The organism is Acinetobacter wanghuae, from assembly GCF_009557235.1.
GTDB lineage: Bacteria > Pseudomonadota > Gammaproteobacteria > Pseudomonadales > Moraxellaceae > Acinetobacter > Acinetobacter wanghuae.
In genome coordinates this window covers 225546-239736 of sequence record NZ_CP045650.1, presented here as the reverse complement: position 1 = coordinate 239736, position 14191 = coordinate 225546, and the positions used below count along the sequence as shown (strand labels likewise).

Genomic DNA, 14191 nt, shown 5'->3' with positions numbered 1-14191 from the left:
AAAAGCTCGCGATATGCGGGCTTTTTTTATAGGTGATTTCCACAGATTTTCTCTGTGGAACGCTTTATGATGACATTGAGCGAAGCGAGACCTAAAAGAATGATGGATGCATTACCGAATACCCTACTACCGAGCAAAGAACAAATTGCGCTATTGCCTGCCTTTCAAAACTTAAATTTAGACAAGATTATCGTCATCCAAAATCTTGCAGAGTGCAAAGCTATTGAAACGGCGCTCAAACAAGCCACACTATTGGGTTTTGACTCAGAATCTAAACCCACTTTTAGCAAAGGTGAAATACAAACCGGTCCACATCTCATTCAATTGGCAACAGTAACAAATGCTTATCTATTTCAAATGAACGCTGAAACATGGCGTTTTTTAACCCCTCTTCTTGCCAATCCTCAGCAACTAAAAGCAGGCTTTGGCTTAAAAAATGATGCACATTTATTTCGTAAGAAAGGCATTGAACTTAACGGCGTCATTGAACTGTCTAAATGTTTTAGCAGCTTTGGTATAAAACACACCATGGGCGTCAAAAATGCCATTGCGCTGTTATTTCAACAACATTTCCCTAAGTCTAAAAAAATCAGTACCTCAAATTGGGCAGCTAAGAATTTAAGCCGAGCACAAATTGAATATGCCGCGGCAGATGCGTATGCCTGTGTCTTAATTTTTAATGAATTATCACGCTTGAATCTATTGCCTGAGCATGTACTTAAGCAGATTGCACAATAAACTAAACTTGGCGCAAAAAATTTAAACCTGATTGCAATTTTTTGAAACATTGACGATTTCATCACAACATTTATGTAACTTTAGGTAAACGAAATATGCGCTAAAATCTAGCTTAAATATCTCCCGAAAATGCGCATTTCGCGTTAGTGACTTAACGTTTTAGAAAGAAAATCCGAATTTATGATGATTTTCATTGCTTGATTGCCCAAAGAGCGTGCCAAAAAATCTAAAAAGCACCAAAATGATATAATTATCTTATTGTTTTTATATACATTTTTTAACATTTATTATTTCCCAAATTAAACTCATAATATTCAAATAGTTTCTTAAATTTTTAGCACTATTCATGCTTTATCTTCGTTTTTCTACATCTGTATATTTTTAAATATTCTGCTAAAACAACATACACAGCATAACAAGCACGCATCAGATCACTGATGTCAAAATAAAGAGGATTCATCTCATGTTTAGTCTATTTAGCGGAAAAATAAGTGGCGTATTCACGCTGATCGCACAGGGCATCAGTAAAGTCGTCGGCTTAATTACTAAAGCCGTCATTACTGTCGTCGATGAAGTGGTTGAAACCGTGTCGGAACTCACCGCACCTTTGACCGAAAAACTCACAGCTTTGCCGGTATTGGGTGATACTATTTCGACCGTACTCGATGTGACAACCGACCTGCTTGGAGATGTCAGCCAAGGTGTACATGCCATTTCAGACAAGCTCATCGCAGGTGACTTACTCGGTGGTGTAGATACAGCATTGAATGGCACAACAGATTTAGTCGGCAGCACCTTAAACGGTGTATCTGATATTTTAGACAGTGTCTTAACGACCACTGCCCCGCTCACAACACCATTGACCCAATTGCCAGTCTTAGGTGATGTCATTGATGCCGTTGGACAAACAGCCTCTAACTTAAGTGGCTTGGTTGCTGAAACTGGAGATTATGTAGCAGGCATTCAACCGCTTGATTTAGTGGGTGATTTACTGAATAACCCAGTCGCAAGTGTGGGCGGTGTGGTACAAGACGTATCTGGCACACTTGACGCTCTGTTAGATGATCTGGCCCCAATCACAGATACAGCCGCAGCATTACCATTGGTAGGTGGTGTGGTCAGCACTGTTGGTTCAACTGTAGGCGCTGTGAATGATGGTCTTTATGATCTAGGTTCACAATTGACTCAAGTTAAACCGCTTGATCTTGACCTGAATATTTCCCTTTATGGTTAAATTTCAAAAAATTCAACACGATTGAAGCATCTATAAAAACAATAAATTGTCTCGCACTCACTCCAACCTGTCTTATGACAGGTTTTTTTCATATGAATGATTCAGTATTTAGATTTAGAAAATAGTGGTTTATTTGTTAAGATGATGCTCATTCAAATTCATTCAACGATTAGGCCAGGAGCGAAAGCATGCTGATCATCCCTGCAATTGACCTGAAAGACGGCAAATGTGTACGTTTAAAACAAGGTCGTATGGAAGACGATACTGTATTTTCAGACGATCCAGTCGCAACTGCACAGCATTGGGTCAATGAAGGCGCACGTCGTTTACATCTGGTCGACTTAAACGGTGCTTTCGCAGGTACGCCTATTCATAAGCCTGTGGTTGAAGCCATTGCCAAAGCTCAGCCGAATCTTCCAATTCAAATCGGTGGTGGTATTCGTTCACTTGAGACAATTCAGCATTATTTAGATGCGGGTGTGTCTTATGTGATTATTGGTACCAAAGCTGTACAGAATCCTGAGTTTGTTGAAGAAGCATGTAAGCAATTCGCAGGTCATATCATTGTCGGTATTGATGCCATGAATGGCATGGTGGCAACGGATGGTTGGGCGAATGTGACTGACGTGAAAGCGACTGAACTGGCAAAACGTTTTGCTGACGCGGGCGTATCAAGCATTGTCTACACAGACATCGCACGTGACGGCATGATGCAAGGTGTCAACATTGAACAAACCGTGAACCTTGCAACCTATTCAGGTTTGCCTGTGATTGCATCAGGTGGTGTCACCAACATCGATGACGTGCATGGCTTAAAAGGTCAACCGGGCATTTTAGGTGCGATTACCGGTCGTGCAATCTACGAAGGCACTTTAAACCTTCGTGAAGCACAAGCCATCTTAGACGCATAATCTAAGCTGCTGTTTTTGCGTTAAAAGAGGTCTTCGGACCTCTTTTTGTTTTCTGATTTTTTGATTAGGTTTTTTTCTCCCATGTCTGCTCAATTCACGAGTACATCTCCCTCTTGGTTTAAGCAAAAATTACCGCAGCTTTCCTTAATCCTGATTACCCTCATTTGGGGAACGACCTTTATTATTGTCAAATATGGCTTAAGTTTTAGCAGTCCAATTTTGTTTGTCGCGATGCGGTTTGCGATGGCAGCGATTGCGGTCAGCTTAATTTCATATCAACACTTAACAGGTATGACCTTAAAGGAGGTGCTTGCAGGTGCAGCCATTGGTGCCGTCATTGCATTAGGCTATGGCACACAAACAGTGGGTATTCAAACCATTAGCAGCAGTGAATCTGCATTCCTAACCGCCTTATATGTACCGCTTGTGCCCATTCTGCTATGGCTATTGTTCCGTAAAAAACCGCATGTGATGACTTGGATTGGCGCAGCATTTGCCTTTATGGGGTTGGTATTTTTAACAGGTAATGGTTTTGGTGCGATTCAACTGAACTTTGGACAAATGTTAACGATTTTAGGTTCGATTGCGATTGCGCTTGAGATTATTTTCATCAGTTATTTTGCACCAAAGGTCAATACGCGACGGGTGACGGTACTGCAATTGATCTTTGCATCCATCTTTTGTTTTTGTATGGCACCGATCCTTGGGGAAACTCATTTACCCGATTTTCATCCGCATCTTCTTATGATTTTGCTCGGTTTAGGCGTGGCAAGTGCTGGTATTCAATTGGTGATGAACTGGGCACAGGAAATGGTCGATCCTTCTCAAGCCGCAATCATTTATGCCGGTGAACCGATTTGGGCGAGTCTGTTTGGTCGTCTTGCCGGTGAGCGCTTACCTGCATTGGCTTTGCTCGGTGGTTTGATGGTGGTATTGGGTGTAATTGTCAGTGAGTGGAAACCGAAGTTTTTAAAGCGAAAAACTGAAGATAAGGTGGCTGAATAAAATCCCTCCAAACCTCCCTTTAACAAAGGGAGGCTTTTACTCTCCCTTTGAAAAAGGGGGGAGATAGGGGGATTCAAAATCAATTGCTATACATCGGCAAGTTATCATTTAAGCGCATAATGCCTTTAATGGCACGATAAACAATCCATACCCACGCCACAAAAATCACCGCAATACAGAAGACTGAAGCACCCAATGCCACACCCGCAAAGAGGTCAGGATTTTGGCCCGTAAAGAATAAAAATAGGAATGGTAAAAATGCGATGATGTTCCAAATCAGATACCACCAAAAGGTGCGAATTTGCCACGTAAAATGACTTTCAAAAATAGAGCCATGCACATCGCTGCGTTTAATGTAGTTAATAACCAATGCAATGACGGCAAGCAAGCCACCAGTAAAAATCGCGATGATATAAAGCACATATAAAATTAAAGTTAAGGTGCGATTGGGGTCTTTATCAATAGAATAATTCATGTACGCTCCTATTAGTTCACCTTAAAATTGAAAAGGGTTTAAAGGTGAAATTAACCCTATAATAAGTATGATATTAAAGGCTATAGTACAAAAATATATCTGACGGAACGGTTGTTTTTGTGTTTTATGTCGCAGTTTTTGCTGAGCCAACCATGCCGCAGGCCAACCACCTAAAAACGATAATAGATGTAAGGTGTTTTCTGGCACACGGCGGTTACCGAGTTGTGCAGCCTCTTTATCTTGGGCATAAAACCAATAACTCATGGCATTCATAATACTGATGAACAGTAACACCATACCATTCAGTAAACCGCCTAAGGTAAATGCCGCTAAGAACAGGATATACACCACACAGAGTATTTGCATCGGTTGTAGCTTGGCTTTTTGCTGCGCATAGCTCGGTTTCTTTTTGTGCGCTGTTTTGGTTTGTGATGCTTTCAGATACATCACCTGCTGTGCTTTATAACGACCACGTTCATCTAAAATCACGGTGTAATCTAAGGCACAGCCTACAATTGGACGCGGACCTTGCTTTGCAAAGTCCTTAATATGCAGAAATACGCGATCTTTCGCCTGATCATTCGGTTGAATAAAGCCATAGCCTTTGTCATCAAACCATTCCACCAAACGTCCCTGATCGCGCATCTTCCCTATCCTTATATTTTTAAAATTGAATTGATTAAGCTGTGACGAATTTTAAACGCTCAATCAACATATTACGCATCTCGATTGGATTTTTTTGCAAAATATCATCGCCCGTACGACCCAATTGAGCATTACGCTGTGCCACTTGTAAACGCATCATCCAAAAACGCCCTGCTGCCATCGCCAAATATAACTCTAGGCATGATTTTTCGTCCGCAGTTAAAGGACGTACAGTTTCATAGGCATTAAGGAAGGCAACAGCCTTTTGCTCATTTAAAGTGACATCAGGATATTCGGTGCAGAAGTCATTTAAGGTAATGGCAATATCAAATAACAATTCATCATGGTTCATCTCATAAAAATCGAGAATGCCATTGAGTTGATCACCATCAAATAAGGTATTGTCACGGAATAAATCGGAATGGATAAAACCACGAGGACGATCATGATAAACAGCCGTTAATGCTTCATATAAGCCCAATAATTTGCTGAGCAGAGCTTTATCAGCATCGTTCAAACTTGGTTTAATTTCTTGCGCCACGCCATACCAATAAGCATGGTCACGTACGAAATTACGTTCAAGTTTAAAGTCCTGTAATGCGACATGCATTTTTGCTTGTGCCACGGCAATTGCTTCAGCTTGCGCTAGGGTCGATGGCATGGGATGGTCTCCCATCATGCGCGGTGCGATTTGCGCAGGCTTATTTTTAATACTGTGAATGGCTTTACCTGAATGTGACAAAGGTACAGGCACAGCCACGCCTGCCTCACCTAAACGCTCTAGCACAGGGACGAGTTCCCCTGCGGCTTGCTCGTCCATATCTTCAAAAACAGTCAGGACATATTGTGCATCTTCACAGACTAAAAAGTAGTTGGTATTTTGAATACCGCCTTGAATGGGAATCAGATCAATCGCCTTTAAACCATAGGGCGCTGCAAAATCCTGAACTTCCTTTAAAGACAAAGTGGTATAAACCGACATAGAAAACCTGCGAAAAAACTTACATAATTTTGCTAGAATACCGTTTCCATCTGCCAAGGTGTAGCGCTTGCGTGGGTGAGTTTCATAATCGGCTGTAATAATTGGAAAAATTTATGCTAGCTAAACGTATTATTCCTTGCCTCGACGTTGACAATGGTCGTGTGGTGAAGGGTGTTCAATTCCTTGATATTCGTGATGCAGGTGACCCGGTTGAGGTTGCACGTCGTTATAACGAACAAGGTGCCGATGAAATTACGTTCCTTGATATTACCGCTACACATCATGGACGCGACACGACTTACCGCACTGTAGAGCGTATGGCTGAATCAGTCTTCGTACCGTTAACAGTCGGTGGTGGTGTCCGTAAAGTTGAGGATATTCGCCTACTTTTAAACGCCGGTGCAGACAAAGTTTCGATTAACTCGGCTGCCATTTATAACCCTGAATTCGTGCAAGAAGCGTCGCAACGTTTTGGTGCGCAGTGTATCGTGGTTGCGATTGATGCCAAAAAAACCGGTGAGAATAAATGGGAAATTTTCACCCACGGCGGTCGTAAAGAAACAGGTATTGATGCGATTGAGTGGGCAGTCAAAATGGCAGACTTCGGTGCAGGTGAATTGCTTGTCACTTCGATGGATGCCGATGGTACCAAAGCAGGTTATGACCTAGCGCTGATGCGTGCCATCAATGACCGCGTGACCATTCCAACGATTGCTTCAGGTGGTGTAGGTAACTTACAACACTTAGCAGATGGGATTATACAAGGTGGTGCAGATGCGGTGTTGGCTGCATCAATCTTCCACTTTGGTCAGCATACCATTCCAGAAGCGAAAAAATACTTAGCCGAACAAGGTATTGAAATGCGTCTTTAATTAAAGACCGTTTTCAAAAGAGAGTGCTTTGGCACTCTTTTTTTTGCAAAAATTAAGGATAAAAAAAAGGAGTCTTTCGACTCCCTATCAAAACCAAGAAAAAATAACAGCGCTTGGTATGCAATAGCTTTTAAACCCTGTGATGACTACAATCGAGAAATGACTAAATATTCACGACCTATGCAATATAGGATAAAAAATAACCATAATATTGACAATAATCCGTATTTCTTTGACAAATCACGACAAAGTGACTTTAAGCTGCGTTTATATGTCTATTTTAGAAAGCTTTTTAGTATCGTCATTGATCCATTTTGCAGGGAAAATCTGATCCGCCCAGCGTGTTAAACGGGTTGATAACGCTTGTGGTAAAGCTATGCCCAAAGGATTCGATTCTTGTAAGGCTGGAGAGGAAATAATGCGTGTCCCCAATACATAATCAAACCACGGTTTAGTCACGCACCAATTAGCATCCTGATGACTATTCATATGATGATCATAATGCCATGGGATTTTTTTCATTGCCCATTCTGGCTCTAAATGCGCCCGACGATGGATATAATAATAGTTACAAGCACTATAAAGTGTGGCTAAAGTCATACCCTTTGAAATAGGATAAAAGCCAACTCCAAACACTGTCGCAACAACTACAAGCGAGCCAATTTCATTCCGCGTTCGCCAATTCTTGATCCCTTCTACATACCCATGATCAGAAAACCCTACTTTTCGGACAATACGATGATGTTCCCAATGTGAACGCATACTGGTCGGCACAGGACTAAACCGTGTTTTCCCCTGACGATGCACACCATGTAACACATATTTATGTGCAAACCATTCAAAACCGTTGGCAACAATAAGCCCTGCAATAAAACCCTTTAACATGGATTGATCCTTTCATGACTTATTTCACTATAAGCAATGCACAAGACTAGATCTTGACCAAAAAAATCAATATGATTGACAAAATACGACAAAATAAAAGAATCATAAATGTACGTGAGCAATGACCATGTCGGTTCTATTTATGGTGGTTTAGGACAATTATTACTGACCTATTATCAGCATCAAAATTTAGTTCCTCCTCAAAAATTATTAGATATTCAAGATCTTGAACGCTTTGATTTTATGATTTGGCGGGAGTTACTGACGAGTCTTCATCAACAATTACAACGTCCTGCTCTAGGGCTTGAGATTGCCGCATTGGTTGAACCCAAACATTTGGGCATTTTGGCTTATTTGGTATTGTCTTGTGAAACGCTTGCTGATGCACTCAGGCGATATCATGATTATCATCGTTTAGTCTATGACGGTATACCGCTACAGATTAACGTTGATGGTGAATTATTATCGATCGCATGGGATAAAGTCCCTTATAACCTAGGTGCACAAATTACGGATGAAATCGCGATTGCCCTCATGATGGAGTTTTTAAAATCGATTTTAGATATTGAAAATATTCGCCTGCATGAAGTGCATTTTGAGCATTCAGTCACCAAGAATGTGATGCTATATGAGCAGTATTTTCGCTGTAAAGTCCGTTTTGGTCAGGCAAAAACACAAGTTTTAATGGCCGTATCGGAACTGAATCGACCTTTAAAAAAAGGCGATCAAACCTTACAGCACATCCTCAAGCAACAAGCTGAAGCCCTGCTAGAAAAATTACCCAATACCAATCCCGCTGACTATCGTTTACAACAAACCATTTTAGCTGGGCTACAAAACAATAGTTTTCAAATCGAACACGTGGCGCAAAAAATGAATATGTCGGTACGTCAGTTACAGCGGCATTTACAGCAGCAAGGTAAAACCTATCAACAACGGATGCAAGAAATCCGCTGTATGATGGCCACCGAATACTTGAAAGATCCGCATTTAAGCTTACAAGAGATTGCCTTATTACTGGGCTATTCAGAGCAAAGTGCATTTCAGCGTGCTTTTAAGCAATGGACCAAAATGACACCTCAGCAGTGGAAAAATGAAAAAGGTCCCGTATCTTAAGACGATTTAAAATTAAAAAATTACTAATGACCAAACGTATTTAAAACACCATCAAAAAAGCTCACCATAATGTGAGCTTTTTTATAATTTAGAGCATTCTTTTAGCGCTTTTATAGAAATGGATTTTCAATTTCGTCCGCATCCTCACGCTCTAACTTTTCTTGTAATTCACTGGCTTCTAACTGTTGCACAATATCATTCAAAGCCGCTTGTAAGGCTTTTGCGGCAGCTAAACCGATCTTGTCTTTGGTAATTTGTAAATTGCCATAAATATTGATGCGATCTACGTCGTTCTCAAGGGTTAAATCGTGAATTGAATGTGATTCTGTACCATTTTCAAAAGCTTTAAACATCGGTCTGATACTCATATTTATTGTTTTAGATAAGCGGATCACCTTCATCCTACATGAAGGTGATCCCATGCAACAAGTCTATTTAAACAGCTGCAAAATATACTGCAACAGCGCATCTAACAATTGTTTAATGATGGCATTTTGAGCTGAAGAATCTGCAGGTGCTGTATCGATTGATTCACTATTTTCAGTCTTGGTACTGACCTGAGGAGCGGCATCGGCAGCGACGCTACTAGCTGATGGCTTAAACTCACTTTGTAAGGCTTGTAAGGTTTCTTTAGAGACATCTTCTGCACACTGGCTTTCTGCATCCCAACTTGCATACGCAATCTTCTGATTGGCTTTTACTTCACTGGCTTTTAAAGGCAATTTATAGGTATTGCGTTTTTGTTCCTCTGTCAGTTGCGGGAAGACATTAATATTAATTAAATCTTCTAAAGCACAAATACTCATCAGCTGAACTTTAGGTGCGGTATCTTTTAAGCTATTGTCCGCGTAATACACCCCTGCCGCCCCAGTTTTAGGTAGATAAATGGCTTTATAGGTTGCGGTCGGAACAATCACACCTTTACCAATGGTTTTTAATTTCTTAGAAGCAAAGACAGGACCTGTCACCACATAAACGTCTTGTTTTTGTTTGGTCACAATCGCACGTGTTGCTTCTTCGAGTTCACGCCATACTTGCTGATTATTTTTCGGTGCTTGTGGCACCATGTTCGCTAAAGAAAAACTATCAAATTGGGCAGCTTTAGTCGGCATATCCGCATTGGGTGCCATGTGACCACGGTCATAACCTGATGCTTTATAGTCACTTAAAGTGGCACGATGTGCTGCACGAACTTGCTGCTCTTCATGAAAGTTATCTTCACGCGGAATTTTTTGACTTAAACGAGACGGCGTTAACAGTTCAGCCACCCAAAGTGGAGTTTTTGAAACACCTGAATAGCCCACATTAAACCCATTGAAACACAATGAATAACTGTCTTTCTTCAGACTGTCTTTCATGAGCACAGGCGGAACATCACGATAAAATTGTGATAAACAATTTGAATGAGTGGATGAACCAATTGAAACCAATTGGCTAATTTTTTCCTGCCCAAAAGCAATGGCAAAACTCCCTGATGCCACCACACCAAGAATGATTTTTACCGTATTTTCATTTAAAAATTTAAAAACTGAATTTTTAGAATTACGTTGCTTCTTTGCCATGTTTTACAGCTACTTTCATACATCTACAGCGATTGTCATGAGCTTAACAAGCCCTGTATATGAAGTATATCGTGCAGTCTTCATTCGCTGAATAAATAAACAATCCAACGTCATTCTATGTCGTTTAAAGCCAAATTTATTGTTTATCTGTTGTTCAAGTCATGTACTTCCATTAAATGTATTTCATTTCATAGCTAATAAAACATTATATTTCTCGCAATAAAAAACCAGAGACGAGCTCTGGTTTTCTAAATCCTTCTTTCTTAAATTTCGATCTGACTACCGAGTTCTACCACCCGATTGGTCGGAATATGATAGAAGTCACTGACGGGACTGGTATTACGCTGCATCGAAATAAATAATTTTTCACGCCAAGGTGCCATACCGTCACCTACGCTATGAATAATACGATCACGCGAAATAAAGAAACTGATTTGCATTAAATCGTATTCAAAATCCCATACTTCATAGGCCTTTTGCACCGCTTCAGGAATATTGGGCTGATCTTTAAAACCAAAATACATGGTAATACGATAAAAATGCCGATCTAATTTTTCAACTTGAACGCGTTCTTCGTCTGCAACAAAGGGAATGTCACGCGTTACGACTGTCACTAAAATATTACGTTCGTGTAAGACTTTATTGTGCTTAATATTATGCAGCATCGCATGCGGCACAATATTCGGTGTCCCTGTAAGGAAAATCGCATCACCTGGAACAAATTTAGTTTCACTGCCCATTGAGACACTTTTAATAAACAGATCAATCGGCAATGCATCTTGTTCCATGCGTTTAAGCACCAAAGCACGTCCATCTTTCCATGTCATTAAAATCGTAAATAATACTGCGCCTAGCATAATCGGCACCCAACCACCCGAGGCAATTTTGAGTGAGGTAGATGCCACAAAAATTAAATCTAAGATTAAAAATGGTGTGGCAAACAGCAGTACTTTCCAAATCGGCCAACGCCAAAAACCATAGGCCAAAATAGAAATTAAAATCGTGCCGCAGAGCATGGTCATGGTCACAGCAACCCCATAAGCACTGGCAAGGTTGGCACTATTTTTAAACAATAAAATCAGGATGACGACAGAGATAAATAACATCCAGTTAATGAACGGCAAATAAATTTGTCCACGCTCAACTTCAGAGGTATGTTTGACAGTGAGACGCGGTAAATAACGCAGTTGAATGGCTTGATTGACCATTGAGAATACGCCGGTAATGACCGCTTGTGAAGCAATGACCGCGGCCGCCGTGGCAAGTCCAATCATCGGGAACAATGCCCATTCGGGAATTAGCATATAAAATGGATTTGCGAGTGCTGCTGAGTCACGTAGTAACAGCGCTCCTTGCCCTGCATAATTGAGCAATAAACACGGCAGCACAATAATGAACCATGCCAAGCGAATCGGTAAGCGACCAAAATGCCCCATATCTGCGTAGATCGCCTCACCCCCTGTCATGGTGAGAATGACTGCACCCATGGTTAAAAACGCGACATAGGGCTGATCGACCACAAAATGGAAGGCCCAATAGGGATTGATCATGGCGAGTACATCAGGCGTTTGCAGAATGCTCCATAAGCCAAGACAGCCAATGGACAAGAACCACACCAAAGTCAAAGGTCCAAATAGCTTACCCATCGTACCTGTGCCATGGCGCTGAACTAAAAACAGACCTGCCAAAATCCCGATAGATATCGGTTCTAACCATTGATTAAAAATAGGTGTGGCAATGCTTAACCCTTCAATGGCAGAAAGCACTGAAATGGCAGGCGTAATGATCCCATCACCAAAAAATAATGATGCTCCCACAAAGCCGAGGGCAATTAAAAAGATTTTTTTGTCATCTGAAATACGGGTGGTACGCAAATTCAGTGCTAACAATGACATGATCCCGCCTTCACCATTGTTGTCTGCACGCATAATAATGGTGACGTATTTAAAGCTGACCGTCAGCATAATGCACCAAAAAATGAGTGACAGAATCCCCAACACTGAAGCTTCACTAATGGCTAAATGTGCGGTGAGAAAACATTGCCGCAGCGCATATAAAGGACTGGTGCCAATGTCTCCAAAAACGACACCAAGCGCAGCAAGTGTAATCACTGGGAGAGCTGCCTTTTGTGCGGTGTTTTGCATATATTGTCTTCGTTTTAAACGGATTTTTGCAGATCATAGCACCACACCAAAAGTTTTTCTTCAAATCAATTGTTTCAGCTTGGCAGGATTATGTTTTTTCTATATCATCCATCGCCATGGTGAAGTGTCCGAGTGGCTGAAGGAGCACGCCTGGAAAGTGTGTAAACGTTTATAGCGTTTCGAGGGTTCGAATCCCTCTTTCACCGCCAAATTCGAAAGAACTGCAATCCAACGCAGTGAAGAAAGGCTTAATTCTAAAGGGATTAAGCCTTTTTTATTGTCTATAGCAAAGAAGTGCAATCTTCTGCAATCGTTGGTATATTGTTGGTATAAGGGTTGGTATAGCAGTGATACCAACATGTTTATACCAACATTGAGGTATACCAGCATGCTCACAGATACCAAGATTAAGCGCTTAAAGCCGACACCTGATAAAAAGACGCCTGATAAATATAGTGATGGGAACGGTCTTCAGCTCCATGTATTCAGCACTGGTCGTATGACTTGGATCTATGCATATCGTTTCAATGGGAAACAGAAAAATTTAACTTTGGGCTCTTACGAGTTTATGAGTCTTGCCCAAGCTAGAGCAAAGCACCTAGAAGCTAGGGAATGCTTGAGTAGTGGATTGGATCCTGCTGAAAAGAAGAAAGAACGTAAAGCTGAAGTAGATCAAAGCACTTTATTCCAAAATTTGGCTCTAGAATGGCTGGATGATCGAAAAGCTATTCTCAAGGAAGGGACCTACCTTAGAGACCTTTCTGTATTTGAGAAAGATCTGTTTCCATACATTGGTAAATTACCTATCGATCAAATTAAAGGGAAAGATATTCTAGAGTGCGCCAAACGTATCGAAAGTCGTGGCGCTCAAGAGATGGCAAAGCGCTCTATTCCTTTGACAGGGCGTGTCTTTAGATATGCAATCCGTAAAGGGTTAATAGAGCATGATCCTACCCCACATCTTAGCGAAGCTCTAAAACCAAGAAAAATTAAAAATATGGCTCGATTAGATATATCCGAGTTTCCTGCATTCTTACATCGCATGGATCGGTATCATGGCAATATTTTGGTAAAAACAGCATTGCAACTGATGACTCTAACCTTTGTAAGAACGTCTGAACTCATCAACATGGAATGGGATGAGATTAACTTTGATAGTCAAGAATGGCGTATCCCGCCGCACAAAATGAAAATGGCTTTAATACATATAGTTCCACTATCAAAGCAAGCTATAGCACTAATAGAAAGCTTAAAACCTCTTACTGGAAATAAGCAATTTGTATTTTACAACCATAGTACGGCGAAACCCTTAAGCAATAATGCGCTATTAAGTGCCATTCGAACAATGGGCTATACAGGCAAGATGACAGGTCATGGCTTTAGAGGTTTAGCATCTACTACCCTTCATGAACAAGGATATATGCATGATGCTATTGAAGTTCAGTTAGCTCACAAAACTGGTAACGCCGTCTCTCAAGCCTACAATCATGCCCAGCATTTACAGTACAGAACTAATATGATGCAGGAGTGGTCAGACTTTATAGATAGCCTTAGAAATAATGTTGTTCCATTCCCTAAAGGCAAACGTGCCTAAGTTTAGGAAATGAGTTAAGTAATTCTAC

Annotated in this window: 14 protein-coding genes and 1 tRNA gene; 8 read left to right on the top strand and 7 right to left on the bottom strand. The window is 40.9% G+C overall.

Going from position 1 to position 14191, the window contains the following annotated elements:
- Nucleotides 1-102 precede the first annotated feature (102 nt).
- The 4 genes from GFH30_RS01080 to GFH30_RS01065 all read left to right on the top strand — a co-directional run bounded on the left by GFH30_RS01080 (nt 103) and on the right by GFH30_RS01065 (nt 3888).
- On the top strand, nt 103-738 hold the full coding sequence (locus GFH30_RS01080) for a 3'-5' exonuclease (protein ID WP_153373322.1): 636 nt from the start codon (nt 103-105) through the stop codon (nt 736-738).
- Nucleotides 739-1201: 463 nt separating this feature from the next.
- Entirely contained in the window at nt 1202-1972 is a 771-nt protein-coding gene (locus GFH30_RS01075) for a hypothetical protein (protein WP_153370351.1), read from the top strand.
- A gap of 188 nt (nt 1973-2160) precedes the next feature.
- Nucleotides 2161-2883 carry a 1-(5-phosphoribosyl)-5-[(5-phosphoribosylamino)methylideneamino]imidazole-4-carboxamide isomerase gene (gene hisA / locus GFH30_RS01070; RefSeq protein ID WP_153370349.1) on the top strand — a complete coding sequence of 241 codons (723 nt, stop codon included), beginning with the start codon at nt 2161-2163 and terminating at the stop codon, nt 2881-2883.
- An 81-nt stretch (nt 2884-2964) separates the two neighbouring features.
- Nucleotides 2965-3888: a DMT family transporter gene (locus GFH30_RS01065; RefSeq protein ID WP_153370348.1), complete on the top strand. Its 924-nt coding sequence runs from the start codon at nt 2965-2967 to the stop codon at nt 3886-3888.
- Nucleotides 3889-3967: 79 nt separating this feature from the next.
- Here the strand turns inward: GFH30_RS01065 and GFH30_RS01060 are convergent, their stop codons facing one another.
- The 3 genes from GFH30_RS01060 to GFH30_RS01050 are packed head-to-tail and all read right to left on the bottom strand — an operon-like array spanning nt 3968 to nt 5990.
- Nucleotides 3968-4363, bottom strand: a complete 396-nt coding sequence (locus GFH30_RS01060) for a DUF4870 family protein (RefSeq protein WP_153370346.1) — start codon at nt 4361-4363, stop codon at nt 3968-3970.
- Nucleotides 4364-4384: 21 nt separating this feature from the next.
- A complete protein-coding gene (locus GFH30_RS01055; protein WP_153370344.1) occupies nt 4385-5008 on the bottom strand; it encodes a DUF1294 domain-containing protein in 624 nt (207 codons plus the stop codon).
- 34 nt (nt 5009-5042) lie between these two features.
- Nucleotides 5043-5990, bottom strand: coding sequence for a homoserine kinase (locus GFH30_RS01050; RefSeq protein ID WP_153370342.1), 948 nt, complete (start codon nt 5988-5990; stop codon nt 5043-5045).
- 113 nt (nt 5991-6103) lie between these two features.
- Between GFH30_RS01050 and hisF the strand changes: the two genes are divergently transcribed.
- Nucleotides 6104-6862 carry an imidazole glycerol phosphate synthase subunit HisF gene (gene hisF / locus GFH30_RS01045; RefSeq protein WP_067727956.1) on the top strand — a complete coding sequence of 253 codons (759 nt, stop codon included), beginning with the start codon at nt 6104-6106 and terminating at the stop codon, nt 6860-6862.
- A gap of 267 nt (nt 6863-7129) precedes the next feature.
- On the opposite strand, the gene GFH30_RS01040 is transcribed toward hisF, so the two are convergent.
- Nucleotides 7130-7747, bottom strand: coding sequence for a hypothetical protein (locus GFH30_RS01040; protein WP_153370340.1), 618 nt, complete (start codon nt 7745-7747; stop codon nt 7130-7132).
- 108 nt (nt 7748-7855) lie between these two features.
- Here GFH30_RS01040 and GFH30_RS01035 point away from each other — a divergent pair, with 108 nt between their 5' ends.
- Entirely contained in the window at nt 7856-8863 is a 1008-nt protein-coding gene (locus GFH30_RS01035; RefSeq protein ID WP_153370338.1) for an AraC family transcriptional regulator, read from the top strand.
- Nucleotides 8864-8973: 110 nt separating this feature from the next.
- Here GFH30_RS01035 and GFH30_RS01030 read toward each other — a convergent pair whose 3' ends face one another.
- From GFH30_RS01030 to GFH30_RS01020, 3 genes are all read right to left on the bottom strand, one after another.
- Nucleotides 8974-9216: a hypothetical protein gene (locus tag GFH30_RS01030; RefSeq protein ID WP_153370336.1), complete on the bottom strand. Its 243-nt coding sequence runs from the start codon at nt 9214-9216 to the stop codon at nt 8974-8976.
- Nucleotides 9217-9294: 78 nt separating this feature from the next.
- Nucleotides 9295-10425, bottom strand: coding sequence for a DNA/RNA non-specific endonuclease (locus tag GFH30_RS01025; RefSeq protein WP_153370334.1), 1131 nt, complete (start codon nt 10423-10425; stop codon nt 9295-9297).
- Nucleotides 10426-10688: 263 nt separating this feature from the next.
- Complete coding sequence (locus GFH30_RS01020; protein ID WP_153370332.1) at nt 10689-12569, bottom strand: potassium transporter Kup; 1881 nt, start codon at nt 12567-12569, stop codon at nt 10689-10691.
- 118 nt (nt 12570-12687) lie between these two features.
- Here GFH30_RS01020 and GFH30_RS01015 point away from each other — a divergent pair.
- Together GFH30_RS01015 and GFH30_RS01010 are read left to right on the top strand one after the other, a co-directional pair.
- Nucleotides 12688-12778: transfer RNA gene (locus GFH30_RS01015), tRNA-Ser, on the top strand.
- A gap of 179 nt (nt 12779-12957) precedes the next feature.
- Nucleotides 12958-14163, top strand: a complete 1206-nt coding sequence (locus tag GFH30_RS01010; protein ID WP_153370330.1) for a tyrosine-type recombinase/integrase — start codon at nt 12958-12960, stop codon at nt 14161-14163.
- Nucleotides 14164-14191 lie beyond the last annotated feature (28 nt).

What these genes read in the sequence shown, in the direction of transcription:
- GFH30_RS01035 (WP_153370338.1), top strand. Translation starts at nt 7,856, where the DNA reads ATGTACGTGAGCAATGACCATGTCGGTTCTATTTATGGTGGTTTAGGA.
- GFH30_RS01055 (WP_153370344.1), bottom strand. Translation starts at nt 5,008, where the DNA reads ATGCGCGATCAGGGACGTTTGGTGGAATGGTTTGATGACAAAGGCTAT.
- GFH30_RS01050 (WP_153370342.1), bottom strand. Translation starts at nt 5,990, where the DNA reads ATGTCGGTTTATACCACTTTGTCTTTAAAGGAAGTTCAGGATTTTGCA.
- GFH30_RS01040 (WP_153370340.1), bottom strand. Translation starts at nt 7,747, where the DNA reads ATGTTAAAGGGTTTTATTGCAGGGCTTATTGTTGCCAACGGTTTTGAA.
- GFH30_RS01075 (WP_153370351.1), top strand. Translation starts at nt 1,202, where the DNA reads ATGTTTAGTCTATTTAGCGGAAAAATAAGTGGCGTATTCACGCTGATC.
- GFH30_RS01025 (WP_153370334.1), bottom strand. Translation starts at nt 10,425, where the DNA reads ATGGCAAAGAAGCAACGTAATTCTAAAAATTCAGTTTTTAAATTTTTA.
- GFH30_RS01010 (WP_153370330.1), top strand. Translation starts at nt 12,958, where the DNA reads ATGCTCACAGATACCAAGATTAAGCGCTTAAAGCCGACACCTGATAAA.
- GFH30_RS01030 (WP_153370336.1), bottom strand. Translation starts at nt 9,216, where the DNA reads ATGTTTAAAGCTTTTGAAAATGGTACAGAATCACATTCAATTCACGAT.
- GFH30_RS01020 (WP_153370332.1), bottom strand. Translation starts at nt 12,569, where the DNA reads ATGCAAAACACCGCACAAAAGGCAGCTCTCCCAGTGATTACACTTGCT.
- GFH30_RS01080 (WP_153373322.1), top strand. Translation starts at nt 103, where the DNA reads ATGGATGCATTACCGAATACCCTACTACCGAGCAAAGAACAAATTGCG.
- GFH30_RS01065 (WP_153370348.1), top strand. Translation starts at nt 2,965, where the DNA reads ATGTCTGCTCAATTCACGAGTACATCTCCCTCTTGGTTTAAGCAAAAA.
- hisA (WP_153370349.1), top strand. Translation starts at nt 2,161, where the DNA reads ATGCTGATCATCCCTGCAATTGACCTGAAAGACGGCAAATGTGTACGT.
- hisF (WP_067727956.1), top strand. Translation starts at nt 6,104, where the DNA reads ATGCTAGCTAAACGTATTATTCCTTGCCTCGACGTTGACAATGGTCGT.
- GFH30_RS01060 (WP_153370346.1), bottom strand. Translation starts at nt 4,363, where the DNA reads ATGAATTATTCTATTGATAAAGACCCCAATCGCACCTTAACTTTAATT.